General features: G+C 67.7%; 22 protein-coding genes. 10 read left to right on the forward strand and 12 right to left on the reverse strand.

From position 1 onward, the window contains the following. Nucleotides 1-338: 338 nt before the first annotated feature. The 4 genes from J7U37_RS00005 (at nucleotide 339) to J7U37_RS00020 (ending at nucleotide 3,628) form a co-directional block, all read left to right on the forward strand. Nucleotides 339-1,619: an O-acetylhomoserine aminocarboxypropyltransferase gene (locus J7U37_RS00005; RefSeq protein ID WP_247634432.1), complete on the forward strand. Its 1,281-nt coding sequence runs from the start codon at nucleotides 339-341 to the stop codon at nucleotides 1,617-1,619. A gap of 70 nt (nucleotides 1,620-1,689) precedes the next feature. After that, complete coding sequence (locus tag J7U37_RS00010; protein WP_247634433.1) at nucleotides 1,690-1,848, forward strand: hypothetical protein; 159 nt, start codon at nucleotides 1,690-1,692, stop codon at nucleotides 1,846-1,848. 62 nt (nucleotides 1,849-1,910) lie between these two features. Beyond that, on the forward strand, nucleotides 1,911-2,297 hold the full coding sequence (locus J7U37_RS00015) for a response regulator (protein ID WP_056481841.1): 387 nt from the start codon (nucleotides 1,911-1,913) through the stop codon (nucleotides 2,295-2,297). Between the two features lie 35 nt (nucleotides 2,298-2,332). Beyond that, on the forward strand, nucleotides 2,333-3,628 hold the full coding sequence (locus tag J7U37_RS00020) for an aminotransferase class I/II-fold pyridoxal phosphate-dependent enzyme (RefSeq protein ID WP_056190125.1): 1,296 nt from the start codon (nucleotides 2,333-2,335) through the stop codon (nucleotides 3,626-3,628). 31 nt (nucleotides 3,629-3,659) lie between these two features. Here J7U37_RS00020 and J7U37_RS00025 read toward each other — a convergent pair whose 3' ends face one another. The 6 genes from J7U37_RS00025 to J7U37_RS00050 form a co-directional block, all read right to left on the reverse strand. After that, nucleotides 3,660-4,679, reverse strand: a complete 1,020-nt coding sequence (locus tag J7U37_RS00025) for a PAS domain-containing protein (RefSeq protein WP_247634434.1) — start codon at nucleotides 4,677-4,679, stop codon at nucleotides 3,660-3,662. A gap of 275 nt (nucleotides 4,680-4,954) precedes the next feature. Continuing rightward, complete coding sequence (locus J7U37_RS00030) at nucleotides 4,955-5,974, reverse strand: PAS domain-containing protein (protein ID WP_247634435.1); 1,020 nt, start codon at nucleotides 5,972-5,974, stop codon at nucleotides 4,955-4,957. 393 nt (nucleotides 5,975-6,367) lie between these two features. Then, the gene (locus J7U37_RS00035; RefSeq protein WP_247634436.1) at nucleotides 6,368-7,342 is read right to left on the reverse strand and encodes a PAS domain-containing protein; all 975 of its coding nucleotides are present in this window, start codon (nucleotides 7,340-7,342) and stop codon (nucleotides 6,368-6,370) included. A gap of 250 nt (nucleotides 7,343-7,592) precedes the next feature. Beyond that, on the reverse strand, nucleotides 7,593-9,932 hold the full coding sequence (locus tag J7U37_RS00040; protein ID WP_247634437.1) for an EAL domain-containing protein: 2,340 nt from the start codon (nucleotides 9,930-9,932) through the stop codon (nucleotides 7,593-7,595). A gap of 67 nt (nucleotides 9,933-9,999) precedes the next feature. After that, on the reverse strand, nucleotides 10,000-10,773 hold the full coding sequence (locus J7U37_RS00045) for an RNA methyltransferase (protein ID WP_282103482.1): 774 nt from the start codon (nucleotides 10,771-10,773) through the stop codon (nucleotides 10,000-10,002). A gap of 97 nt (nucleotides 10,774-10,870) precedes the next feature. Next, nucleotides 10,871-11,419 carry a formaldehyde-activating enzyme gene (locus J7U37_RS00050; protein WP_055952093.1) on the reverse strand — a complete coding sequence of 183 codons (549 nt, stop codon included), beginning with the start codon at nucleotides 11,417-11,419 and terminating at the stop codon, nucleotides 10,871-10,873. A gap of 309 nt (nucleotides 11,420-11,728) precedes the next feature. Here J7U37_RS00050 and J7U37_RS00055 point away from each other — a divergent pair, with 309 nt between their 5' ends. The 4 genes from J7U37_RS00055 (at nucleotide 11,729) to J7U37_RS00070 (ending at nucleotide 15,843) form a co-directional block, all read left to right on the forward strand. Beyond that, complete coding sequence (locus tag J7U37_RS00055; RefSeq protein WP_282103446.1) at nucleotides 11,729-12,379, forward strand: TadE/TadG family type IV pilus assembly protein; 651 nt, start codon at nucleotides 11,729-11,731, stop codon at nucleotides 12,377-12,379. 40 nt (nucleotides 12,380-12,419) lie between these two features. Further along, nucleotides 12,420-13,097 (forward strand): TadE/TadG family type IV pilus assembly protein, encoded by a 678-nt coding sequence (locus J7U37_RS00060; RefSeq protein WP_056481820.1) that lies wholly within the window; start codon nucleotides 12,420-12,422, stop codon nucleotides 13,095-13,097. Between the two features lie 10 nt (nucleotides 13,098-13,107). Then, entirely contained in the window at nucleotides 13,108-14,472 is a 1,365-nt protein-coding gene (locus J7U37_RS00065) for a pilus assembly protein TadG-related protein (protein WP_247634439.1), read from the forward strand. Nucleotides 14,473-14,631: 159 nt separating this feature from the next. Further along, nucleotides 14,632-15,843 (forward strand): NADP-dependent isocitrate dehydrogenase, encoded by a 1,212-nt coding sequence (locus tag J7U37_RS00070; RefSeq protein WP_056190406.1) that lies wholly within the window; start codon nucleotides 14,632-14,634, stop codon nucleotides 15,841-15,843. Between the two features lie 262 nt (nucleotides 15,844-16,105). Here J7U37_RS00070 and J7U37_RS00075 read toward each other — a convergent pair whose 3' ends face one another. From J7U37_RS00075 to glgX, 3 genes are all read right to left on the reverse strand, one after another. Continuing rightward, a complete protein-coding gene (locus J7U37_RS00075; protein ID WP_247634440.1) occupies nucleotides 16,106-16,429 on the reverse strand; it encodes a plasmid stabilization protein in 324 nt (107 codons plus the stop codon). Nucleotides 16,430-16,466: 37 nt separating this feature from the next. After that, nucleotides 16,467-18,035, reverse strand: a complete 1,569-nt coding sequence (locus tag J7U37_RS00080) for a histidine kinase famiy protein (RefSeq protein WP_247634596.1) — start codon at nucleotides 18,033-18,035, stop codon at nucleotides 16,467-16,469. A gap of 321 nt (nucleotides 18,036-18,356) precedes the next feature. Beyond that, nucleotides 18,357-20,633 carry a glycogen debranching protein GlgX gene (gene glgX / locus J7U37_RS00085; RefSeq protein WP_247634441.1) on the reverse strand — a complete coding sequence of 759 codons (2,277 nt, stop codon included), beginning with the start codon at nucleotides 20,631-20,633 and terminating at the stop codon, nucleotides 18,357-18,359. A gap of 397 nt (nucleotides 20,634-21,030) precedes the next feature. On the opposite strand from glgX, the gene J7U37_RS00090 reads away from it, so the two are divergent. Together J7U37_RS00090 and J7U37_RS00095 are read left to right on the forward strand one after the other, a co-directional pair. Further along, nucleotides 21,031-21,816 carry an SHOCT domain-containing protein gene (locus J7U37_RS00090; RefSeq protein WP_056190143.1) on the forward strand — a complete coding sequence of 262 codons (786 nt, stop codon included), beginning with the start codon at nucleotides 21,031-21,033 and terminating at the stop codon, nucleotides 21,814-21,816. 139 nt (nucleotides 21,817-21,955) lie between these two features. Further along, nucleotides 21,956-23,023 (forward strand): spore photoproduct lyase family protein, encoded by a 1,068-nt coding sequence (locus J7U37_RS00095; protein ID WP_247634442.1) that lies wholly within the window; start codon nucleotides 21,956-21,958, stop codon nucleotides 23,021-23,023. A 33-nt stretch (nucleotides 23,024-23,056) separates the two neighbouring features. Here J7U37_RS00095 and J7U37_RS00100 read toward each other — a convergent pair whose 3' ends face one another. The 3 genes from J7U37_RS00100 to J7U37_RS00110 form a co-directional block, all read right to left on the reverse strand. Beyond that, a complete protein-coding gene (locus J7U37_RS00100) occupies nucleotides 23,057-23,893 on the reverse strand; it encodes an MBL fold metallo-hydrolase (RefSeq protein WP_247634443.1) in 837 nt (278 codons plus the stop codon). Beyond that, nucleotides 23,890-24,537, reverse strand: a complete 648-nt coding sequence (locus tag J7U37_RS00105; RefSeq protein ID WP_247634444.1) for a DsbA family protein — start codon at nucleotides 24,535-24,537, stop codon at nucleotides 23,890-23,892. Before J7U37_RS00105 ends, J7U37_RS00100 begins: the two co-directional genes overlap by 4 nt. Before the next feature lie 268 nt (nucleotides 24,538-24,805). Next, complete coding sequence (locus J7U37_RS00110; protein ID WP_247634445.1) at nucleotides 24,806-26,065, reverse strand: glycosyltransferase; 1,260 nt, start codon at nucleotides 26,063-26,065, stop codon at nucleotides 24,806-24,808. Nucleotides 26,066-26,325 lie beyond the last annotated feature (260 nt).

Here is a 26,325-nt window from a genome sequence, read left to right on the forward strand (position 1 = left end):
GCTTGCGACTCGCCCCTTCGCAGAGGCGGGCGTCGTCGCGCGCAACCCCTCTCCCCTCTGCGGGAGAGGGTGGCCCGCGTCAGCGGGTCGGGAGAGGGGAGCGACGGTGCCGGAGAGGTTGCTGCCCCTCTCCCGGTCGCTCCGCGACCACCCTCCCCCGCAGAGGGGGGAGGGAAGGCGCCCGCTCCCGCCTCGCTCCTCTTCCCGCCTTGACCCCCTCCCCCGTCCGGCATAAAGAACCAGCGTTCGTTTCAGCGGATGGCAGCCTCTTCACCCGGCTTTTGGCGGGGCGTAGAAGACTGGCATGTGCGGGCCGGCGGGCCCGGGAGGATTTTGCGATGACCGATCGTCTGCCCGGCTTCAACACGCGGGCCATCCATGCCGGCGCGGCGCCCGATCCGACCACGGGCGCGCGGGCGACGCCGATCTACCAGACCGCCTCGTTCGTGTTCGACGATGCCGAGCACGCCGCCTCGCTGTTCGGGCTCGAGGCCTTCGGCAACATCTATTCGCGCATCACCAACCCGACCAACGCGGTGCTGGAGGAGCGCGTCGCCGCGCTGGAGGGCGGCACCGCCGCGGTGGCGGTGGCCTCGGGCCACGCGGCCGAGTTCCTGGTGATGCACGCCCTGATGCAGCCGGGCGACGAGTTCATCGCCGCCGACCGGCTCTACGGCGGCTCGATCAACCAGTTCAACCATTCCTACAAGAACTTCGGCTGGAATGTGGTCTGGGCCCAGACCGACGACCCGTCGTCGTTCGAGCGCGCGATCACGCCCCGCACCAAGGCGATCTTCTGCGAGTCCATCGCCAATCCGGGTGGCGTGATCACCGACATCGCGGCGTTGTCCGAGATCGCGAAGCGCCACAACATCCCGCTCATCGTCGACAACACGATGGCGAGCCCCTACCTGATCCGCCCCTTCGAGCACGGGGCCGACATCGTCGTGCACTCGGCGACCAAGTTCCTCGGCGGCCACGGCAATTCCATCGGCGGCCTCGTGGTCGACGGCGGCACCTTCCCGTGGGCGGGCGATGCGCGCTTCCCCATGCTGTCGGCCCCGCGCCCGGAATATGCCGACAAGGTGCTGGCCGAGACCTTCGGCAACTTCGCCTTCGCCATCGCCATCCGGGTGCTCGGCCTGCGCGACCTCGGGCCGGCCCTGTCGCCGTTCAACGCCTTCCTGCTGCTCGCCGGCATCGAGACCCTGCCGCTGCGGATGCAGCGCCATTGCGACAACGCGCTGGCCGTCGCCACCTTCCTGCAGGGCCACCCGGCGGTGGACTGGGTCAGCTATCCGGGGCTGGAGACCGACCGCTACCACCAGCTCGCCCGGCGCTACACGCCGAACGGGGCCGGGGCGGTGTTCACCCTCGGGCTCAAGGGCGGCTACGAGGCCGGCGTCAAGCTGGTCTCCGGCCTGACCCTGTTCTCGCATCTGGCCAATATCGGCGACACCCGCTCGCTGATCATCCACCCGGCCTCGACCACCCACCGCCAGCTCACCGATCCGCAGCGGATCGCCGCCGGGGCCGGGCCGGAGGTGGTGCGCCTGTCGGTCGGCCTCGAAGATCCACAGGATTTGATCGCGGATCTCGACGCGGCCCTGACGGCTTGAGCGGCGGCCGTGTTAACGCATCCTTTACCATGCGCGGTGGACCCTGGTCCGGCGACCCTCGGAGGCGATGATGTCGGCCTGGGCCACTGCGGACTCGATCAACGACGGATTGGCGTTCCTCGCCATCCTGGCCGGGCTGGTGTCGCTGGCGATCGCCTTCGCGCCGGAGTTGCCCGGTCGCCGCGTCACCGCGCCGGCGAAACGGATGCGCGACACCGCCCGTTATTGACGGCACTGCCGGCGGGGAATAGGCCCCGACCGTCCCCGTATCGCGAGAACGTCCGGCCGCCGATGACGCAACCCCAGCCAGACCTCCCCGTCGTGCTCCTCGTCGAAGATGACGGCCTGCTCCTGATGGAAGCCGCCGACACCCTCGCGGATGCCGGGTTCGAGGTGCTGGAAGCGAGCCACGCCGACAACGCCCTCACGGTGTTGGAGACGCGCAGCGACGTCGATGTGCTGATGACCGATGTCGACATGCCGCGCGGCTCGATGGACGGCTTCGCGCTCGCCCGCCTCGTGGCCCATCGCTGGCCGACCATCCCCGTCCTCGTCGTCTCCGGCATGGGCACCCCCGGCCCGAACGACATGCCCGACGGGGCGCGCTTCATCCCGAAGCCCTACGAGCCCTCGACCCTGGTCCGGACCCTGCGCGCCTTCACCCACCGCGCCGCCTGACCGCTCACCGCGCCCTTCACAGACGGGAGGCCCCGATGGCCACCGAGACCCAGACCCACCGCTTCGCGACCCAGGCCATCCATGCCGGCGCCGCGCCCGACCCCGCCACCGGCGCGCGGGTCCAGCCGATCTACTTCACCAACGGCTTCGTCTTCGAGGACACCCAGCAGGCGGCGGATATCTTCGCCCTGCGCCGCACCGGGTTCTCGTATTCGCGCGGCTCGAACCCCACCGTCGCCGCCCTGGAGCGCCGCGTCGCCGCCCTGGAGGGCGCCAAGGCCGCCGTGGCGGTGGCCTCGGGCCAGTCGGCCGTGCTGATGGTGCTGATGACCCTGATGAAGAGCGGCGAGGCTTATGTCGCCTCCTCGCGCCTGTTCGGCGGCTCCCTCGGCCTGATGAATCGCCTCGACGCGCGCTACGACCTCAAGCCCCAGTTCACCAAAGGGCTGACCCCGGCCGATTTCGAGGCGCAGATCACCCCGGAGACCCGGGCGATCGTGTGCGAGTCGATCGTCAATCCGTGCGCGACCGTGATGGATCTGGCCGGGATCGCCGAGGTGGCGCACCGGCACGGGCTGCCGCTCGTCGTCGACAACACCCTGGCGTCGCCAGCCCTGATCCGGCCGATCGAGCACGGCGCCGACATCGTCATCCACTCGACCTCGAAGTTCCTCGGCGGCTCGGGCCAGACTATCGGCGGGGTGATCTGCGATGCCGGCCGCTTCGACTGGGCGGCGGTGCCCGGACGCTACAACCTGATGAGCGAGCCCTGGGCCGATTACGACGACCTCGTGCTCACGGAGCGCTTCCCGGATTTCGCCTTCGCGTCGGCCTGCCGCGTCTTCGGGATGCGCGAACTCGGCCCCGGCCTGTCGCCGATGAACGCCTTCCTGACCCTGACCGGCATCGAGACCCTGCCGCTGCGGATGGAGCGGCACTGTTCCAATGCCCGGGCGGTGGCGGCCTTCCTCAAGGACCACCCGGCGGTGGCCTGGGTGAGCTACCCGGCCCTGCCCGGCCAGGCGGGCGAGGCCATGGCGGCCCGCTACGTGCCGCAGGGTCCGGGCTCGATCTTCACCGTGGCGCTGAAGGGCGGCGAGCCGGCGGCGGTCACGTTCATCATGAGCCTGAAGCTGATCTCGCACCTCGTGAACATCGGTGAGATCAAATCCCTGGCGATCCACCCGGCGACCACAACCCACCGCCAGCTCGACCCCGCCGACAAGGCCGCCGCCATGGTCGGTCCCGAGACGGTGCGCCTGTCGATCGGTCTCGAAAACGTCGAGGACCTGATCGCCGACGTGGAGCAGGCCCTGGCGCAGCTCGGCTGAGGCCGCTCCCTTCGCCACGACCGTCAGCGCGCTACGTCGCGCTGACGCCGATGACGCCGCCCTCCATCAGGGAGAAGCGGATGCCGAAGCGGCGCAGGGTCGCCACGGCCTTGTGGCGGGACTGCAGCGCGATCCCGTCGATGTTCTCCTCCATGCGCTTGACGGTAGAGAGCGACAGGCCGGCGGCCTGGGCGAACTGGGTCATCGACCAGTCGAGCAGGGCACGGGCGGCGCGCAGATGACGTCCGTCGATGGCCTGCTCGAGACCTTCGAGAAATTGATCGGCGACCGGCGACGTGGTCGAGCCCATCGGGCGGGTGACGCCGGCCCATTCCCGGACATCCCCGCCCTCAGTACGGACCGGGACGATGAAGCTCTCGAAGCGGCCGCGGTTGTTGCCGGCAAGGCGCAAGAGAGCGACCGACCGGTAGGCCTTCCCGGCCTCCAGCAATACTCCGTTCTCGACCCGCATGCGCTCCCGGTCCTCGTTCACGATGGCCACGAACGCATCGGTTGCGATTTCACCCATCGGGATGCCGGTCATTTCGGACGATTCTTCCTGCGATGAGAACCGATTGGTCTCATGGCTGGAGAAGGTCAGAATGCGCTTTTCCAGAAACAGCGCCCGCCGATGCCGTTTCTCGGTCAAACGCGCCTGTTGCAGGATCGCCTGATCCGTCACGTCCAGCACGACCCCGGCCGCGCCACGGGGACGTCCGTCCACGCCCAGATAGATCTCGGTCCGAGCCGACAGCATGCGGACGGTTTTGTCCGGTCGGAGGATGCGGAGAGTCTGCTGGCCGAGCGTCACGCCGTGCCTCAGGTCGGCGCCGGTCTGCACCCTGTGGCGGTCCTGGGGATGGATCAGGCCAACCAGACGATCGTAGCTCGGCCGGGTACTCTGGGCGTCGAGCCCGAGGATGCAGAACAGGCCCGGCGACCAGACGTGCTGGTGGTCGGCGAAACGCCAACCCCAGGTTCCGGTCACACCCTGGCTCTCGATCAGGGTGAGGAAATACCGGGATGAGAATCCGAGGTCGTCGACGTCCATGCGTTTCGGGCCAGAAACCAACAAAAGATATTTTAGACCTATAGTGACGATATTGGTCCGGGATCAACACGCGGTAATACAAGTTTACGTCAGTCAATCGAGAGTTGCATGAACGAACTCAAGCATCTTTCGGTCAGGACGAACTATCCATAGCAAGGTGGGCAGGCCGACACCCAGGCGAGCCGGCGTCGATGACGCTCATTTCAATCCGGACGCTGAGTTTGCCGAACCGGACGCTGATTTTTTGTCTCGCGAGGTTCGGTCGACCGAGCACTTCATGTCGCGCTGACGCCGATGACGCCGCCGTCCATGAGGGAGAAGCGGATGCCGAAGCGGCGCAGGGTTTCCATGGCCCGGTGTCGGGATTGGCTCGCGATCCTGTCGACGTTCTCCTCCATGCGCTTGACGGTGGAGAGCGACAGGCCGGCAGCCTGGGCGAGATCGGTCATCGACCAGTCCAGAAGCGCGCGGGCGGCGCGCAGATGGCGCCCGTCGATGGCCTGCTCAAGGCCCTCGCGAAGCCGGTCGTCGGCCAGGGGTGTGTGCGATCCGATGGGGCGGGTCAGGCTGCTCCAGTCCACCACCACGCCGGCCGCATCGCGGATCGGAACGGTGAACACCTCGAAGCGCCCGCGATCATCGCCGGCCAGGTACAGGACGGGTTTCGTCACATGCACCAGCCCTGAGCGCTGGCCCTCGATGCTCAGCCCGCGCCAATGCTCGCGCTCCTCGCGAACCACCGACAGGAACGCATCGGCCGAGATGTCCTGGAGCGGCAGACCGGTCAGCTCGGAGGCCTCCTGGGGCATCGAGAACGCGTAGTCCGGATCGTTGGAGAAGGTCAGTGTCCGCGTCTGCCGGAACAGGGCTCGCCTGCGCTGCTGCTCGGTGATGCGGGCCTCGCGCAGCCGCTCCTGGTCCGTCACGTCCAGCACGACGCCGGCCGCGCCGCGCGGACGTCCGTCCGCCCCGAGGTAGATCTCGGTCCGGGCCGACACGACACGGATTGTATTGTCCGGACGGAGGACGCGGAGGGTCTGCTGGCCGAGCGTCACGCCGTGGATCAGGTCGAAGCTGGTCTGTACCCTCTCGCGATCCTCGGGATGGATCAGGCCGACGAGACGATCGTAGCTCGGCCGGGTGCTCTGGGCGTCGAGGCCGACGACGTGGAACAGGCCCGGCGACCAGACGTGCTGGTTGTCGGCAAAGCGCCAGCCCCAGGTGCCGGTGACCCCCTGGCTCTCGATCAGGTTCAGAAACTGCCCAGACGAAAATACGAGATCGTCGACGTTCATTGGTGTCCGACCAAAGGAAAACAACAAATGATATTTAAATTGGATAATGTCAAATCGAACAAAGCATTTTTGCGTATGATGCAACTTAAAGTCGGTTATCTGGCGTACGAAACATGTAAATCAGACCGGATGGCGGTCGGTACCGAACTATTCGCGTGACGCGGTCGGCGTTGAACCCATGGCGAAGTGGTGCCGATGTTCGTCAGAGCCTGACGCTGTTCTTGCCCCGGGCGCATAACGTCCACTGGGCCGCCGCAGGGGCCGGCCCGACACGGTGCCGGCGCCGACCGCCCTGGAGCATGCCGGGCACCTGATCGCCGATGGAATGCGGGCCCCGGCGCGACGCGGCCGAGGGGCTTATCCCAGGCAGGGTGCCCCGGCCGACGGAGCGCGTCAGGTCGCGCTGACCCCGATGACGTTGCCCTCCATCAGGGAGAAGCGGATGCCGAAGCGGCGCAGGGTCGCCACCGCCTTGCGACGGGACGCCGGCGCGGAGCCGTCGACATTCTCCTCCATGCGCTTGACCGTCGACAGCGACAGGCCGGCGGCCTGGGCGAGGTCGGTCATCGACCAATCGAGCAGGGCACGGGCGGCGCGCATGTGGCGCCCGTCGATGGCCTGTTCGAGCCCCTCCAGAAGCAGTTCGGTGGCCGGAGAGGCCTTCGAGCCCATCGGCCGGGTGATGCCGGCCCATTCTCGGATCGCTCCGCCCGCATCGCGGATCGGGACGATGAACGCTTCGAACAAGGCCCGATCATGCCGGGCGATGCGCATGTGGGGCGTCACCCGGAAGGCCCTTCCCGCCGCCAGTGCCTCGGCATTCTCGGCCCGCGCATGCTCCCGCTCATCCGCCACGATCGTCACGAACGCGTCGGCTGCGATTTCGTCCGATGAGAGGCCGGTCAGTTCCGAGGCTTCCTCCTGACAGGTGAACAGATGGGACTGGTCGCTGAAGAACGTCAGGATACGCTGGTCGTCGTACCAGGCGCGGCGGCGGCGCTGCTCGGCCATGCGCGCCTCCCTCAGGATTTCCTGATGCGTCACGTCCAGCATGACCCCGGCCGCCCCGCGTGGGCGCCCGTCCGGGGTGAGAGAGATCTCGATCCGGGACGACAGCACACGGATCGCGCCGTCCGGTCGGCGGATGCGGAGTGTCTGACGGCCGAGCGTCACGCCATGGAGCAGGTCGACACCGGTCTCCACCGTGTCCCGGTCCTGGGAATCGATCAGGCTGACCAGGCGATCGTAGCTCGGCCGGATGGTCTGCGGGTCGAGGCCGAGGACGCGGAACAGGCCCGGCGACCAGACGTGCCGGTTTTCGGCAAATTGCCAACTCCAACTGCCGTTGACCCCCTGGCTCTCGATCAAATCAAAAAAATAACGAGAGGAAAATTCCAGGTTTTCGACGTACATCTGAATTGCGCCGGGAAACTCAATAATGATACTTGCCTCTATATTATCATTTGTCGTTCAAGATCAATAGAGGTGAATACAACCTGGGGTTGATTATCCGTTCGTGGAAGCGCGTATCATGACTTGGTTTCTGAACTCTTGAGCGACTTGGTGGGTCAGCCCCTTCGCTCTGGGACGGTTCGGGGCGCCCTGACCGACGATCCGATCAGGCGATTTGGCGCACGATTCCCGCTTCCTCGTCGCCGAGCCGGTCCAGGCGGTTGCGCAGGAAACCCGGGACGCGGTTTGCCGCCATCGGCTTGGCGTGGAGGTAGCCCTGCACGAAGGTGCAGCCGTGGTCGCGCAGGAAGCCAGCCTGCTCCGCCGTCTCGACCCCCTCGGCGGTGATGTCGAGCCCAAGGCTTCGGCCGAGTTGCAGCACGGCGGCGACGATGGCGGCATCGTTGGTGTTGCGTCCCAGGTCCTGGATGAAGCTGCGGTCGATCTTGATCTCGTCGACCGGGAACTGCTTGAGGTGGGTGAGCGAGGCGTAGCCGGTGCCGAAATCGTCGAGCGCCACGCGGATGCCGGCCGCGTGCAATTCCGACAGGACGCTGCTGACCCGGTCCACGTGGCTGCCGAGCAGGACGGTCTCGGTGACCTCGACCCCGACCCGCGCGCGCGGGAGGCCGGCGCCGTCGACGTCGTCGAGGAAGGCCCGGGTCAGATCGCCGTGCGCGAACTGCACCGAGGCGAGGTTGAGGAAGACCCGGCCCGGCTCGAGTCCGAGGCCGATCCAATGCAGGATGTCGGCGATGATCTGCCGGCGCAGGGCGTCGCTCGCCGCGATGCCGATCTCGCCGTCGTCGAACACGGCCGAGAAGTCCCGGGGCTTGAGCAACCCGCGGGTCGGGTGCTGCCAGCGCGCCAGAGCCTCGAAGCCGATCACGGCCCCGGACAGCATGTCGATCTTCGGCTGGTAATGGGCCACGAGTCCGCTGCCCATCTCCAGGGCCGCGCGCATCTCGCGGGTCACCGTCACCCGGTCCTCGATGCTGGCCCGCAGCGCCGGCGCGAACAGGGTGGCGCGGTTGCGCCCCGAGGCCTTGGCGGCGTAGAGCGCGAGATCGGCATTGGTGAACAGGTCCGCCGGATTGCGCGCGTGCTCCGGATAGAGCGCGAGGCCGAGGCTCGCCCGGAGCGAGACGACCCGCCCGCCGATCGGCATCGTGGGACGCAGGGCGTCGAGGATGCGCGCCGCGACGTCGTGGATGCGGCTCCGGCCGGACCCGTCGGTTCCGCAGGAGAGGATGACGAATTCGTCGCCGCCGAGCCGGGCCACGAGATCGTCGGGGCCGATCACCTGACACAGCCGCCGGGCCACCTCCTTGAGCAGGGCGTCGCCGGAATCATGCCCAAGGGTGTCGTTGATCTCCTTGAACGCGTCGAGGTCGAGGAGGATGAGCCCGACCTGCGCGTCCTCGGAGGCGGCGCGCGCCAGGGCGGTGTCGAGCGTCGCCTGGAACAGGGCCCGGTTGGCGAGGCCGGTCAGCACGTCGTGGTTGGCGGCCAGGCGGATCTGCGCCTCGGCGGCCTTGCGGCTGGTGATGTCGACGAGGCTGGAGACGTGGCAGACGATCCCGTCCACCTGCAGCGTCTCGACCGACAGGAGCACGTCGCGGCGCTCGCCCGTGAGGACCTCGATGCTGGTCTCCCGGTCCCGGATCACCGCCTGGCGGCCCAGGATCTCCTGCACCTGATGGTGATCGGCCTGGGAGAGGAAATGCCGGGTCCCGTAATTGGTCAGAACGTCACCGGCGCCGATCTTGAAAAATCGGAATCCGGCATCGTTGGTGCTGACGAGTCGTCCGGTGGCGGCGTTCGACATGACGATCGGCACCGGGACCGCCCGGAACATCGCCTCGAACAACTCGCGGCTCTCCGCGAGTTCGCCGCTCACCTTGCGCTCGGCTCCGGCCGCAGCCCATTCGAGCCGCCGCAGGCGGTTCGAGCGCGCGACGAACAGCAGGATCGTCAGGATCGCCAGGCTGACCTCGATCGTCATGCCGATGCCCGCGGCGGGCGCGGATCGCGGCATCAGGTATCCCGCCAGCAGGACGATCCCGGAGAAGCTGCCGGCGATGGCCGTCCAGGCGAAGCTCAGCGGCAGCAGGAGCATGAAGGCGGAGGGAACCAGAAGGGTCGCCAGGACGGCGTTGTCCGTCCGCGACCCGCAGAGGCAGCCGATGGCCACGCTCACCAGCACCTGCCACAGGATGAGGAGCTGCTGCAGCCGGGCGAACGTCCGGATATGCGGCAGGGCGACGAGCCCGCCCAGGGTCGCCAACAGGATGGTAAGGCGTGCCACCAGCATCTCGCCGAGACCGTCCTGACCGCTGATGAAGCTCGCATCGTTGGCAAACAGCAGCACGTTCACCGCGATGCAGGTCAGGAAGATCACCCACGTGTGCCGCAGCGTCTCCGGCAGGCGCTCCGCCTGGAACGCCGCTTCGCGGGAGGCGGAGGCGAACTCGCCGCCGAACGTGGTGAGACGATGAAGAGGCATGGGGCTGTAGGCTGCCATGCAAATATAGCGACGCCGTTAAGATCGCCTGTTCTTGATTGTGTTGCCGTCAGTTTGTCTTGCGAGTCATGAGGGCGCGCAAAGCGCCGCGCATCGTCCGCACATCCTGCTCGGTCATGGCCATGCGGTGGAGCATGTCGCGCATGTTCCGGGCGATGATGTCCCGCTTCTCGGGCGGATAGAACCCGGCCCGGGCCAGGCCCTCCTCCAGGGACGCGAACAGGGAGGCCATCGCCTCGCGGGTGGCGGGCGGCGACAGCATCTCCCCGGTGAAGGGCAGCGCCGACAGGCCGGCGGCCCGGCGCCACTCGTAGCCCATCAGCAGGACGCCCTGGGCGAGGTTCAGCGACGAGAAGCGCGCGTCGACCGGGAAGGTCACGATGGCGTCGGCGAGCGAGACCTCGTCGTTGTCGAGGCCCGCACGCTCGCGCCCGAACAGGATGCCGACGCGCTGGCCGGTGCGCCCCGCCACGTCGCGCATGGCCTCGTCCGGGGCGTAGACCCGCTTCATCTGCCCGCGCTCGCGGGCGGTGGTGGCCAGCACGTAGTGCAGATCGGCGATCGCCTCGCCGAGGGTGGCGTGAACGGAGGCGCCGTCGAGGATGTGGGTGGCGCCGGAGGCCGCCTCGCGCACGCCCTTCTTGGGCCAGCCGTTCTTCGGCGCCACCAGACGAAGCTCCGACAGGCCGAAATTCGCCATGGCGCGCGCGGTCATGCCGATGTTCTCGGCGAGCTGCGGCTGGACCAGGATGACGACCGGGCCGGCGGGCGGGTTCGAGTCTGGTTGGGTCGAGTCTGGTTGGGTCGAGTCTGGTTGGGTCATGGCGTCGGCAGCGGGTGGGGCGGCGGGCATCCGCGCCCTGTCGCACAGGCCGGGCGCGACGGCAAAGCGCCGCCGGCCCGGCCGGGCGTGGTCCGTCTCAGATCTTTCCGTCGAGACCCATCTGATAATACTTGTGGATGATCTTGTCCTGGTTCTCCAGCAGCCAGTCGATCGAAGGCTCGTTGGTCATCGCCTTGCGGATCGCCTCGGTCATGCCCCGGCGCTGGATGTCGAACAAAGCCTTGTGGTCGACGGTCTCGGCCTCGATCACGCCGGGGCTGAGCCAGACCGAGCAGATGATGCCGAGGTCGTTGGCCTTCTCCTTGGGGATGTAGCCGGCCCGCACCGCGTCGAGCACGCCGTTGGCGATGGCGAACTGCACCGTGCCCATCAGGATCGAGGTGTACTTGCTCTCGGTGACGCTGACCTTGGAGACGCACAGCGTCACCGGCCGCACCATGATGTCGGTGTTGAGGAGGGCGAAGACGCGGCTGTGGCCGACGACCTGATCGCCCGTCAGGGTGGCGAGCGCGGTGCCCACCGGACCGTCGAGTTCGCCGATGATGACTTCGGGCTCGGAGGCGGTGTTCGGCGGGCCGCCGGCGACCAGGGCCTCGCCGGCCCGGAGGATGATGCGTTCGCTCATGGTGATCTCATCGCTGATGGTGGCGGACAGGGGCCGCGGGCGGTTCGAGAGCCGCCCGGCGACCGTCGGAGCGGCAGATTCCGGTTGTTGCGGGCAATGTCCAGCCCTGGCCCGGCCGTGGTCCGGGCTTGATCCAGACATGAACCAGGATTGCGGGCGCATCCGGGAGGTCGGGCCGGCCTTGGCCGATGACCGCGACCTTCGACGACCGGCGTAATGCGACCTTAAGGCTTGGCGCGCATTGCTGGTCTAGACGGATTCGGACTGTGGATAGTCGGAGTGAATTCAAAGGAGCCCGCGGGTCTCACAATGACGGCACGGATTATAGACCCGGATCGACAGACATCTGGCGCCGCAACGACCGTCCTGCCGTTCGCAACGCGGTGCAAGAGACGGTTGTACGGATTTCGACGCTCCGCCAGCGGCGCGACAGCAGTCGAGTTCGCGATGGTCATGCCGTTGTTCATGCTCGTCTTCGTCGAAATCCTTCAATGCGGCCTGTATATCTTCTGTTATGCGGCCGTGGAGAAGGCGACGGCCGATGCGAGCCGCGCCGTCATGCTCGGCGCGCTGACGGAGGAAGCGTCCACCGCCAACGGGTTCCGCGAGACGGTCTTCTGCACCAAGCTGATCGCCGGCCTGTCGTGCGACCGGATCATCACCAGCCTTCAGACCACGACCCTGACCGGCTCCGACGGCGGATTTGCCGCCTTCATCAACCCGGAGGAGACCGGCCTCGTCCCGGTGGTGATGGACAAGGATCGGACGCCGTATTGCCCCGGCGCGCCGGGGACCTACGGCTACATCCAGGTCTTCTATCCGGTGCCGGTCTTCAGCTTTCTCTGGCTCGGCCTCAATCTCGGCACGGACTCGAAATCCGGGAAGGTCTCCTACGCGCGGGCGGCGATCGCCTTCCGCAACGAGCCCTTCACCACGCGCAACGTCCAGGTCCCATGCTGAGGCAGCCATGAGCCTTCGACTCTGCAGCCTTCGACTCTGCATGAGCCTGCGACGTCTCACGAGCCGCCGGACCCTCAAGCGGTTCCGCGCCGACCGGCGTGGGATCGCGATCGTCGAGTTCGCCCTGATCGTTCCAGTGATGATCATCCTGTCGGCGGTAACCTTCGACCTGGTCCGCTACATCATCATGATGCGCAAGGTGGAGCTGGCCGCCAGCACCCTGGCAGATCTCGTCGCCCGCAACGACACCGGCAGCATCACCCAGACCGACATCCTGGCGATCTCGCGCGCCCAGCTCGTGATGTTCCCGGAGGCCATGAAGGCGGCCAGGGAGCAGAACGTCTCGGTCTGGACGCTGCTGAAATGGTCGCTGTCGGGCGTCCAGTTCCGGACCCTGCCCCTCGGCTGCACCACGACCTGCACCTTCGTCCCCCGTGTCACCTGGACGTCGGGTCAGGGGCGCTCCTGCACCGACGTTCTGGTCGCGGCCCCCAACACCGCGGGGCCGAGCCCGGCGACGCTCCCGAACGACACCTTCGGGCCGGGGTTCCTCGTCGTGGCCGATGTCGTGTTCGACTACAAGCCGCTGATCGCCCAATCCGTGGTCGGCTCGGTCCGCATCGCCAAATCCTTCTACCTCTCGCCGCGCTACGTCGCCGGAATCGCGTTCGACCCGAGCGGCGGCACGACGACCGCCCGTGCCTGCCCTGCGTCGTGAGGCCCTCCCGATGATCGCCGCTCTTCTCTCCCGGTTCACGCGTTGCCTGCGTCGCCTGCGTGCCGATCGCGGCGGCAACGTCGTCCTGATCTTCGCCCTGAGCCTGGTGCCGCTGATCGGCATAACGAGCCTCGGGCTCGATTACATGCGCGGCTTCAACTACCGGACCCATTTCGACCGTGCGGCGGACGCCGCCACCATCACCGCCATCGCGACGGCGCGGGACTACATTTCGCAGAATCCGAAGGGCGAAGATGACCCGACGCAATCGGCCCTGGCGCTGGCAAAGGCGCGCGGGCTCGCCGCTTTCCGGGTCAATGCCGGGCCGATGCTCACCAGTCTGCCGCTCATCCCGGACCTGACGGTGACCCGCACCGGCGGCGTCATCACGGCGCAGGTGACCTACGGCTCGAGTTTCCTGTCGCCGTTCAGCAAGGTCCTGGGCGATATGGCGTCGGTCGCGGTCGCGGGAAAATCCGTCTCCAGCCTGACGCTCAGCAGCTACGTCGATTTCTACCTGCTGCTCGATACGTCCGGCTCGATGGGCTTTCCGACCTCGCCCGTCGCGCAGACCGAGTTCGGCAAGCTCAACCCCGACATGAACGAAGGACTCCCCAACAACTGTTCCTTCGCCTGCCATTTCCCCGGATGGAAGGGCTTCGCCCTATCGAAGAAGTACAATGTCGAGCTTCGCATCGCGACGGTGAGCAACGCGGTCCAGGGATTGATTGCCAAGGCCAAGAGCAACCTGACCCTGAACAATCAGTTCCGCATCGGCCTGTACCCGTTCGTGAGCAAGCTCGAAACCGCCGCCGGCATTACCTCCGACTTCGATTCGCTGACCAATGTCGATCTCGAGAATTACATGGATATCGGCATGGAATCCGTTCCGCGCGGGAGCGGCGGGACGCACTACGACAACGTCTTTCCGGTGGTCAATCGCATGATCACCAGTGTGGGCGACGGCTTGAGCGCGAAGCGGGCGCTGCCCTACGTGTTCGTGGTGACGGACGGGATGAACAACAACCAGACTTACGAGGCGCCCAAACGCCCGGGCGATCTGCCCAAATGGACGGGATCGCAGGCGGGACCGCTCGATCCGTCCCTATGTCAGCCCTTGAAGGACCGGGGCATCACCATCTCGATCCTCCATATCCCGTATGTGCCGATCGCGAAGCCGAATCACCCGTTCCCGGCCGTCCAGGCTGAGAATTACCGGGTGAACAGCCTGATTCCGAAGGTGCCCGAAGCACTGCAGAAATGCGCGTCGCCGGGCTACTTCCGCACCGCGAGTTCGGCCACCGAGATCCAGGAGGCGCTGAACGCGATGTTCGATCAGGCCACCAAGATCGCGCGCCTCGTCGCGGCTCCCTGACAGGGCAAAAGGTTTGTCAGCGCGCAGGCCCCGAAGATGGGTCCGGGACAGGGCTGCCGCGCTTCCGCCCCGGGACCGCGCGGGCTAAGGACGGCGCGGGACCGGCATCCGCCTTGCGTGGAGCCGGTGGACATCCTGGCTCAGGAAGGCGTGCTGCTGATGGACAAGATCAAGGTTGCGAACCCGGTCGTCGAACTCGACGGCGACGAGATGACCCGGATCATCTGGAGCGAGATCAAGAACAAGCTGATCCATCCCTACCTCGATCTGAACCTCGAATATTACGACCTCGGCGTCGAGCACCGCGACGCCACCAACGATCAGGTCACCGTGCAGGCCGCCGAGGCGATCAAGCGGCACGGCGTCGGCGTGAAATGCGCGACCATCACCCCCGATGAGCAGCGGGTGAAGGAATTCAACCTGAAGGAAATGTGGAAGTCGCCCAACGGCACCATCCGCAACATCCTCGGCGGCGTGATTTTCCGCGAGCCGATCATCTGCCAGAACGTGCCCCGCCTGGTGCCGGGCTGGACCCAGCCGATCGTCGTCGGCCGCCACGCCTACGGCGACCAGTACAAGGCCACCGACTTCAAGGTGCCGGGCAAGGGCCGCCTGACCATCAAGTTCGAAGGCGACGACGGCACGGTGATCGAGCGCGAGGTCTTCAAGTTCCCGAGCGCCGGCGTCGCTCAGGCGATGTACAACCTCGACGATTCGATCCGCGACTTCGCCCGCGCCTCGATGAATTATGGCCTCAACCGGAAGTACCCGGTCTATCTCTCGACCAAGAACACCATCCTCAAGGCCTATGACGGCCGCTTCAAGGACCTCTTCGAAGAGGTCTTCCAGAACGAGTTCAAGGCGAAGTTCGACGCCGCCGGCATCACCTACGAGCACCGCCTGATCGACGACATGGTGGCCTCGGCCCTCAAGTGGTCGGGCGGCTACGTCTGGGCCTGCAAGAACTACGACGGCGACGTGCAGTCCGACACCGTGGCGCAGGGCTTCGGCTCGCTCGGCCTGATGACCTCCGTGCTGCTCACTCCCGATGGCCGGACCGTCGAGGCCGAGGCCGCGCACGGCACGGTGACCCGCCATTACCGCGAGCACCAGAAGGGCAAGGAGACCTCGACCAACTCGATCGCGTCGATCTTCGCCTGGAGCCGTGGCCTCGCGCACCGCGCCAAGCTCGACGACAACGCGGCTTTGGCCACCTTCGCCGCCACCCTGGAGAAGACCTGCATCGACACCGTCGAGGCTGGCTTCATGACCAAGGACCTCGCCCTCCTGGTCGGTCCGAATCAGAAGTGGCTTTCGACCACCGGCTTCCTCGACAAGGTCGACCAGCACCTGAAGACCGCGATGGCCTGAGACGGCAGACTCCGCAGCCCTCACGCGGGCGCGGGGTCGTTCTTTCGTCTCTGCCGGTGGGGTCATCGTGCCGACGAGGGTCCTGCCGGAGACTCACAGGAAGCGCGGCGTCATCCCGGGGCCGCGCAGCGGAGCCCGGGATCCAGACACGCAGGTGGTGCAGCACTTCGCGCCATCGGCGGATCTGGATTGCACGCCGCTGGGGCGCCCCGGAATGACGGCGCCGAGTAAATCGGCCAGCCGATCGGCTCTCGGCCGCCTGTCACGACGCGTGACGCGCCGCCTCGGCATTGCGCTTGCGGGTCGCGGCGGCCTTCTTGGCCGAAGCGGAGCGCTGTTCCGCAGTCCGGGAGGCGGAGGCTTTCCCTCCCGTCTCGCCGCCGCGATGGGCGGCTGGGTGCCCGGTCGCCCGGCCCCGCCCGGAACCGCCGGGCTTCTTGCCGCCGCCGTCGTCCTTGTTGACGGTTGCCCAGGCCCGCGCCTCGGCCTGCTTCTCCGGCACTCCGCGCGATTCGTAGGATTCGGCGATGTGCTCGGCCTTGCGGATCTGCTTGTCGGTGTATTTCGACTTGTCGCCCTGGGCCATCCGAACGCACTCCGGTGGGACGGACCCAGCCGGCGTCTCAGCCGAGGGGACCGGGTCCGTCGAGGATCGCCCGCACACGGCGGATCAGGTCCGTCCGGCGATAGGGCTTGTTCAGAAGATCGAACTCCGAGCCACCGGCATCGGTTCGCTCCAGGCTCGCCTCGGCGTAGCCGGTGGTGAGCAGAACCTTGAGGTCCGGGCGCCGCCGCTTGGCCTCGCGCCCCAGCGCGATGCCGTTCATGCCGCCGGGCATGATCAGGTCGGTGAACAGCAGGTCGATGGGACCGCCGGCGTCGAGCACCTCGAGGGCCTCGCGTCCGTTCTGCGCCATCAGGGTGGTGTAGCCGAAGTCGCGCAGGATGGTGCGGGCCAGTTCCGCCACATCGTCCCGGTCGTCGACGATCAGGATGGTCTCCGTGCCCGTGCCGTCCTGGGCCGGATCGAGCGCCGCCGCCGGGGCCGGGTCCGCCGCTTCCTGCTCGGCGGCCGGGAAGGACAGCCGCACGATGGTGCCCTCCCCCAGCACCGATTCGATCCGGGCGGCGCCGCCCGACTGCTTGGCGAAGCCGTAGACCATCGACAGGCCGAGGCCGGTGCCCTTGCCCTCCTCCTTGGTGGTGAAGAACGGGTCCATCACCCGCGCCAACACGTGGGGCGGGATGCCGCTTCCGGAATCCGAGAGGCTGACGGTGACGTAGCGGCCGGGCGCCAGGGTGCTCCCGGAATCGTCGGCGATGACGTGGTTCTCGGTCGCGACGGTGAGGCGCCCGCCCTCCGGCATGGCGTCGCGGGCATTGATGAAGATGTTGAGCAGGGCGACCTCGGCCTGGGTCGGATCGACCCGGCAGGTCCACAGCTCGGGACTGAGGTCGAACCCGATGCTGATGGTCTCGCCGAGGGTGCGGCTCGCCATGTCGGCCATGCCCTGCACCAGGGCGTTGAGGTTCACGGAGCGCCCCTCCAGGCGCTGCTTGCGGGCGAACGCCAGCAATTGCTGGGTCAGGGTGGTGGCACGCTCGGCGGCGGTGCGGATGTTGTCGGTGGCGCGGCGCAGGCGGCGGCGGTCGGCTTCGGGATCGTCGAGGCCGGAGCCGACGATGTCGACGTAGCCGACGATGACCTGCAGCAGGTTGTTGAAGTCGTGCGCGATGCCGCCGGTGAGCTGCCCGAGGGCCTCCATCTTCTGGGCCTGCCCCAGCGCTTCCTCGGCGTCGCGCCGGCGCGAAACGTCGAGCTGCGAGGCGAAGAAGTACACCAGCGTTCCGCTCGCGTCGTAGATCGGCGACACGAACAGGGCGTTCCAGAACGGCGTGCCGTCCTTGCGGTAATTGATGATCTCGGTCGCCACGTTCTCGCGGGCGGCGATGCCGCGCGCCAATTCGCGCACCGAGGCGCGGTCGGTTTCCGGCCCCTGCAGGAAGCGGCAGTTGCGGTCGATAACCTCGTCGCGACCGTAGCCGGTCATCTCCAGGAAGGCGTCGTTGGTGAAGATGATCGGATTGTCGGGCAGGCGGGGATCGCTCACCACCATCGGCATGCGCGAAGCGGCCAGGGCTGCGAAGAAGAACGCGGCCTCGGGACCGGCGTCGGGGCCGGCCGCCGCCATCGCGGGCCGGGTGGTCGCGCTTGTCTTGTCGGCCGAGAGGGTCTTGTCCGCCGACAGGGTCTCGTCCGTCGATGGGATGGTGGGGGTCTCGATCATGGTCGCGCAATCAAACCGGGAGGCTCCGGGAGGAGGCTCCCGCCGGCCTCGCCTAACATGCGACAAACACTGGGCGGACGCATCGTTCCCTCGGTGGACCGCGCGGCGGTGACAGTCTCGCGAGGCGGCACGCGCGATCCGGCCCCGCGACGGTCCGAAGACGGCCGCGCGGGGGGAGCGTGAGGCGGCCGCGCGACGGGGCGCGCGCGGCCGGTCCGGTTGGCGTCAGCGCTGCTCGGTCTCGAAGCGGACGCTGTTGACGTTGGCGCGCTCGAAGGCCTGCATCACGTGCTGGTAGGAGCGCTCCATGTCGCTGGCGTCGACGCCGTCGACCTCTTCGGGCTTGAGCACGAACATCAGCATCGAGCGCCCGGTGACGTCGTAGGTGGCGCCGATCGGCTTGCTGACCACGTCCTGGCTGTCGGGCAGGTTGGTGTCGAGAAGCCGGGTCCAGCCGACGCCGCCGACCGATTCCGGCAGCGTGAACGACACGAGGTCGTGATAGGCGTTGTAGAGGAGGAGCAGGGTGGCATCGCCGCCGCGCCGGTGGATGCCGGAGGCTTGGGCGCGCCCGTCGAGCAGCACCGCGATGGCGCGGGCGTCCCCTTGCGTCCAGTTCTCGGGCGACATCTCGGTGCCGTCCGGCTTCAGCCAGGTCACGTCCTTGACCCCGAACTCCTCGTCGTAGGCGCCCGTGAGGAAGCGTCCGCGAGTCAGGATCGGCAGAGCCTCGCGCAGCAGGGTCAGGCGCTGCGTGAACTCGGCGAGATCGCGCTCCTCCGGACCGACGGCCTCCCAGTCGAGCCAGGAGATCTCGTTGTCCTGGCAATAGGCGTTGTTGTTGCCGTTCTGGGTGCGGGCGAACTCGTCGCCGGCCAGCAGCATCGGGGTGCCGCGCGACAGGAACAGGGTCGCGAGCATGTTGCGCATCTGGCGCAGCCGGATGGCGCGGATCTCCGGATCGTCGGTCGGACCCTCGGCGCCGTAATTGTTCGACAGGTTGTGCGAGTGGCCGTCGCGGTTGTCCTCGCCGTTGGCCATGTTGTGCTTCTCGTTGTACGACACGGTGTCGTTCAGCGTGAAGCCGTCATGGGCCGTGAGGAAGTTCACCGATGCCCAGGGCTTGCGCCCGCGCTTGTTGAACTTGTCGGCCGAGCCGGTAAGCCGGGCGGCGAGATCCGGCAGCATGCCCTCGTCGCCGCGCCAATAGCCGCGCACGTCGTCGCGGAACCGGTCGTTCCACTCGGCCCAGCCGGGCGGGAAGCCGCCGACCTGGTAGCCGCCCGGACCGCAATCCCAGGGCTCGGCGATCAGCTTGACGTTGTTCAGCACCGGGTCCTGGCGGCAGGTGTCGAGGAAGCCGCCGCCCTCGTCGAAGCCGTGCGGCTCGCGGCCCAGGATGGTGGCGAGATCGAAGCGGAAGCCGTCGACCCGCATTTCGGTGGCCCAGTAGCGCAGGCTATCGGTCACCAGCTGCAGCACGCGGGGGTTCGAGAGGTTGAAGGTGTTTCCGGTGCCGGTATCGTTGATGTAGTAGCGCGGCTCCTTGGGCATCAGCCGGTAGTACGAGGCGTTGTCGACGCCCTTGAACGACAGGGTCGGACCCTTCTCGTTGCCCTCGGCGGTGTGGTTGTAGACCACGTCGAGAATGACCTCGAGGCCGGCGCCGTGCATGCGCGCCACCATCTCCTTGAATTCGGAGAAGGCGAAGTCCGGCACCGCCGAATAGCGCCGGGCGGGCGTGAAGAACGAGATGGTGTTGTAGCCCCAGTAGTTCACCAGGTCCTTCTCCTGCAGGTAGTCGTCCTGCACGAAGGCGTGGACCGGCAGGAGTTCCACCGAGGTGACGCCGAGGCTCTTGATGTAGTCGAGCACCGCCGGGGTGCCGAGACCGGCATAGGTGCCGCGCAGCTTCTCGGGCACCGCCGGGTGCAGCTTGGTGAAGCCCTTCACGTGGGTCTCGTAGAAGATCGTCTTCTCCCACGGCACGTGCGGCTTGCGGTCCCGGCCCCAGGTGAAGGCCGGGTCGATGACGCGGGACCGGCGGGTGAAGGGCGCGGAATCGCGCTCGTCGAAGGTCAGGTCGTCGCCCGTCTCCATCTGGTAGCCGAACAGCGCCGGGTTCCAGGTGATCGAGCCGACGAGGCCCTTGGCGTAGGGGTCGATGAGCAGCTTGTTGGGGTTGAAGCGATGGCCCGCCTTCGGCTCGTAGGGGCCGTGGACGCGGTAGCCGTAGATGGTGCCGGGGCGCGCGTCGGGCAGGTAGCCGTGCCAAATCTCGTCGGTGTACTCGGGCAGCTCGATCCGCTCGATCTCGTTCACGCCGTCATCGTCGAACAGGCACAGCTCGACCTTGGTGGCGTGGGCGGAGAACAGCGCGAAATTGACGCCGAGGCCGTCCCAGTTCGCGCCGAGGGGATAGGGCGAGCCCTCCTTGATGCGCGAACGCTTGGCGCGGCCGTACGGGATCGATCGGTCGGCGGGATTCGTCGTGTCGGCCATGGTGGCTCCGGGCGAGGATCAGGTCATGCGTCGAGCCGGACGCTGCGCGGCGCCCGGACTCGGAAAATCGAGACAGGAACGCTCACGCTTCCTCGGAAGGTCCGCCGGTGCGCAAATCTTTTTGCGACGCGCAACGCCGCGGGCCGGTGCGGCCGGACTCCGGGCGGAATCTCCGAACCCGTACGCCTCGCGCGAACTCTTGCCCCCGGGGCAAACTCTTGCCCCCGGGGCAAACACTTTCACCTGGGGCAAACTCTTGCACCCGCACGGTAACGGTTCGGGTTGTACCAGGAAGCGTTGTACGAACGGCCCTCCCGGCTTCCGCCGCGTGCCGGCTTGCGTCATGGTTGAACTGCATCCGGCCCGGCGTGGGCCGCCCATGCGAGGAGACCAGGGCATGACGGATCGTCCCAACGGACTGCAGGCCATCGCCGACCGCTACCGGGTCAGCCTCGATGCCGTGCGCCACCTCGTCCACGCCCTCGAGGCCGGGCACGGCCGGATGGCGCAGTTCAACCACCCGGATCTCGGCGGGTTCGGGCAATGGTCCGGCTCCGGCATGACCATGATCGGCGACATGTTCAACACCGACCTCAAGGCCCGGGTCGATGCCCTGTGCACCACCCTCGCGGCCGCGCTGCCGGCGACGGGCTGGTCCGACCCCGCGCGCGGCGGAGACCGGCCGGAGCCGCAACGCGGCACGGGTCCGTTCTGGCCCGCCGAATGGGGCTCGCCGGCCACCTCCGGGTCGCAGAACGGCATGCGCTACGCCTATTTCCCGGCCCAGCGCCGCATCGTGGTCGAGACCGAGAGCGGCGTCGCCATCTACGACACCGACGACCACCTGATCAGCGGGGTTTCGCAGCAGCAGGGCGGCGGCACGAGCCTGCGCTTCTCCGGCCCGGCCGGCGCGATCGACCTCGCGACCCTGCGGCGCCTCGACGGGGCCGAGCGTGGCGAGGGGCAAGCCGGGACGCGGCCTCCGACGCCCGAACCTTTTGCCCCCGAGCCGTTCACACACGAGCCGTTCGCCCCCGAACCGGCCTCGACCGATTCACACGCGGCAGCACCGGCCGGCGACGTGCTGACGACCATCGAGCGGCTGTCGGAGCTTCAGCGCAAGGGCATCCTAACCGCGGCCGAGTTCAACGCCAAGAAGGCCGAACTGCTGGCCCGCCTGTAGGGGTCGCGCGCGGATCGCCTTTCCGACGGATCGCCTTTCTGACGGATCGCGCTTTCGACGGAGCGCTCGCCGTCGCGGCGCGTTGCCGGGCTGTGGATCGGCCGCCGGCGGTCCGGAATGCCCGACAGCCCGAAGGCCCATGGCGCGCGCCCGCGAACTCCTCGACGTCAGCACCATCTACCACGAGCCGGCGGTGCCGGACTTTTCGCGGGGTCGGGAGATTCTCGATCGCTTCCCCGCGGCCGAGCGCATCGTGGTGCCCTCGCACTGGAACATCCCGAGCCTGCACGGCAATGCGGGGTCGGTGGAGGACTGGGTGCGGATCAAGCGCTCGACGCTGGTGCTCGGTGTGAAGAAGGGTCTGGCGATGCGTCCGAACGGGCGCAGCGCCCACTTCATCGCGCCTTCGACCTCGAACGGCTGCGCCATGGCCTGCGCCTATTGCTACGTGCCCCGGCGCAAGGGCTTCGCCAACCCGATTTCGCTGTTCGTCAATGTCGAGGCGGTGGCCGCCGCCATCGCCCGCCACGCCGCCCGCCAGGGGCCGCTGACCGAGCCCGACACCATAGACGCCGCGCACTGGGTCTACGACCTCGGCGAGAACGGCGACCTCTCCGTCGACGCCATGGTCAGCGACACCGTGCGCGACCTCGTCGGCCTGTTCCGCGACCTGCTCAACGCCAAGGCCTCCTTCGCCACCAAGGCGGTGAACCGGGACCTCCTCGCCTACGATCCGCAGGGCAAGACCCGGATCCGCTTCTCGCTGATGCCGGAGCGCATCGCCCGCATCGTCGATGTCCGCACCGCCCCGATCCCGGAGCGCATCGCTGCGATCGACGACTTCGTCGCCGCCGGCTACGAGGTCCACGTCAATTTCTCGCCGGTGATCCTCTACGAGGGCTGGGAGGCGGATTGGCGGGCGCTGTTCGAGGCGATCGACGACGCCATCGGGCCGGCGGCCCGGGCGCAGCTGAAGGCGGAGATCATCCTCCTGACCCACAATGCCGACCTGCACGCGGTCAATCTCGGATGGCACCCCAAGGCCGAGGACCTGCTGTGGCGCCCCGACATCCAGGAGGCGAAGGTCTCGGAAGGCGGCGGAGCCAACCTGCGCTACCGCACCGGCTGGAAGGGCCAATGGCTCGCCCGGTTCAAGGCCCTGCTCGCCGAGCGGATGCCCTATTGCACCGTGCGCTACGCCTTCTGACGGGCTGTCCTCACCACCTGAGCCGAGGCACCCTCAGCCCCAGCTCATCGCACCGGTGGCGACCTTGGCGCCGATGTCGAGGGCGATGCCCATGCCGAGGCCCGGGAACCGGGCCTGCATCGCCGCGGTCAGCGCGGCGGCATCACCGCCCTTGGCCAATTCTTCCTCGAAGGCCAGGAGGTAGGCCCGGGTGAAGGCGAGGGCTGACGCGTCGGTCGCCGCGTCCGGCACCTGATGGCCCGGCACCACGACGACGGGTCGGCGGGCGGCGATGCGATCGAGTTCGGCGATCCAGGCGGCGCGTGCCTTCGGGCTCTGCGTGTCGGCGGTCCAGACATGGACGCCGGAGAAGATCAGGACGCCGCCGAACACCGCGTTCAGCGCCGGCACGAACAGGGTGCGCCGGTTGGGCAGACCGGCGGCTGGCACGATCTCCACCCGCTCGCCATCGACCGCGAGGGCAGCCCCGTCGAACGCCTCCGGCATCACCGTCCCGTCCCGGGTCTGCGGGCCGTTGGTTCCGAGCTGCGGCCCCCAGGCGGCGATCTTCTTGTCGACCGAGGCGGCGATGGCCGCCACCGTGGCCGAGGCGGCGAGCACCCGCGCCTCGGGGAAGGCGTGGCAGACCGGCGTCAGGCCGAAATAATAATCCGGGTCCGACTGGCTGACATAGATCGTGGTCAGCCGCTTGCCCGTGGCGGCGATCGCCTCCGCGAGGGCGCGACCGTCGGAAAAGGTGAACCCGCCATCGATCAGGATCGCCTCGGTCGGCCCTTCGACCAGGACCGGGGCCCGAAAGAAGCCGTCCGGCCCGGCGGGAAAGTGGGTCCAGCGCAATCCGGTTTCGGGCGCCGTGGTGGTCTGCGTCATGATAATCCCCCTGATCCTGCCTGAAGCTCGGCGGCCAGCCCCTGCCGGTCGCCGAACAGAATGCCGCTCGGCATCAGCCGGGCGCCGCGCCCGTCCGCGATGACGAGGGCGGGAACACCCCGGACCCCGAACTGCGCCATCATCCGGCGCGCGGCGTCGATCCGGCGGCGGCCGCTGTCGCGGAGCGTTTCGTCGGACGCCGTCACCCGTGCGGCAGCCTCGGCGAAGCCGGCCCGGGTCAGCACATCCGCCACGACGGAACGGTCCGCGGTATCCCGTCCCTCGACGTAGCGGGCCTGCTGCAGCGCCCTCAGCCCCTCGGCCTCGGAGCCGGACGCGGTCAGCCCGATCGCCACGACGCCCAGGGTGGTCGCGGCCGAGTCGAACACGAGGCCGGAAGTCTCGAAGATCAGGGCGCGATAGGCTTCGGAGAACACCTGCCCGGTCTGCGCCGCGATGCGCTGATCGTTCTGCCAGGCATAGCCGGCGAAGGCCGCATCCATCGGGCGGGCCGCGTCGCCTGCGAACAGGCCTGTGGGCGCGAGCCGCAGTTCGACACCCTCCCTCTGGGCGAGCCAGGCCAATGCGGGACTCGCGCCGTAACACCAGCCGCACAGGGGATCGAACAGATAGGTGAGATGCATGGATCTGCACACGCCTTGTGGCCTGAGGCGCACCGAGACAATTTGAAAAGTCGGATAAAGCCCGGGCTTTATCCCCCTTAGCGGCAGACTTTCCGCAAGACTAGGCCGGATTTCGAATGTCTGTCCAGTCCCGGGTCGAGGCCCCCGCGGGACGGGCCGCGGGCGTGGCGTCCGTGGCGGCGGAGCGCTTCCGGGCCGGCTCGCATCCTGACCTCCGGCCACCGACGGCGTCTTGCGGCTCGCGGCTCGGGACGTCAGGCGGCCCGGATCACGAACCGGCCGAAGACGGAGCCGAGGACGAGGCCGAAGACGAGGCGGACGAAGAAGCCCTGTACCGGCCGGCCGGGGCGAGGGACTCGAGGACGTTCAGGAACTGCCGGCCGTTCTCGCTCCAGTCGAAGGTGCCCGAAGCGGCGGCGAAGCTGCCTTCCTGCATCGCGTTCAGACGCGGGAAATCGTCGATGACATCGACGATCTTGCGGGCCAGCTCCGCGCCATCCCCGGCCAGCAGGCAATGGTCCATGATGGCGTCCGGAACGCCCTCGAACGAGCCCGCCAGGGCCGCCACGGGAAGACGATTGAAGATGTAGTCCAACACCTTCAGCTTGAAGCCGCCGCCGACGGCCTCGACGATGAGCCCCAGACGGGCTTGCGCCATCACCTGCTCCGCGTCCTCGACAAAGCCGAGGAAGCGGGTCGCCCGGAGCTGCCCTTCCCATTCGGCCCGGAACGTGGCCGAGACGTCGCCGACCAGATGCAGCTCGACGCCGGCCGAGGCCAGGATCGCGTCGGCGGCCGTCAGGAAGGCGGCGACGTTCATCTTCTTGGGCAGCCATCGCAGGGAGCCCAGCATCACCACCCGGCGCGGAACCGCAGCATCGATCCGCCGCGCGGCCACCCGTTCTCCGGCGAACCCCGGGGGCACGACGAGCACATCGGCGCCCGCCAGGCGCGGCTTGAACATCTCGGCATCCCTGCCCGTGAGCGTGACCACGAGGTCCGCCGCGTGGAGCAGTTTGCGCTCCAGATGGGCGACCTTGAGCGCATTCGCCGCCAGGACGAGCTTCTTCAGCGTGTTGCCCCTATAGGCCTGCGCGATGTCGCGGGCGACCTGCTCTTCGTCGTTATGGGCGATGTAGACGAGCTTGAACCGGCTCTCGGGCACGCGGGCGAGCTTCCGCAGCACCCAACCCGCCGCATAATTGTCGATCACGACGACGTCGGGCTTTTCCTCCGCCAGCAGGCGCAGCATCCGTTTGCGGATGGTCCTGGGCGAGCAGCGCGCCGTGACGATGGGCAGCCGGCTGACGACGGCGCGCGGTCGCCCGCGCTGCGCCGCGTGGACGGGCAGCAAGATGACGTCCGACCCGAGGCTGTCCGCATCGTCCGGCCCGTCTCCGGAACTGAGACCGAGGAGATAGACGTTTGCCCCGGCTGCGCCGACGGCCTCCGCGAAACGGGCAGAATAGACCCGATCACCGGCAGTCAATGGGAGCGGAATAAGGCCGCTGATCCAAACAACCTTCATCCAGCCGACGTCCTACCGAGTGTTGACGAAGCAATGACCTCTCATTTCTGGCAAAGAACCGGAACTTGAGTTGCTTACAGGCACAGAAAGCCGCCGATCACGAGCCGCCCTCCCGGGAGTTCATCGGCCGCTTCCACGAAAACGTTTCGTTAACCAAGTTAGGGCGGCGCGCCCATTTTTGAAAGAGGAAATCCGTTCAGCCTAAGAAAATTTGCAGATCTGGACAGAGTTCAGTCTGGATGGACTGCGCAGGCGCATGA

This window comes from Methylobacterium sp. 37f, from assembly GCF_023093475.1.
Taxonomy (GTDB): Bacteria; Pseudomonadota; Alphaproteobacteria; order Rhizobiales; family Beijerinckiaceae; genus Methylobacterium.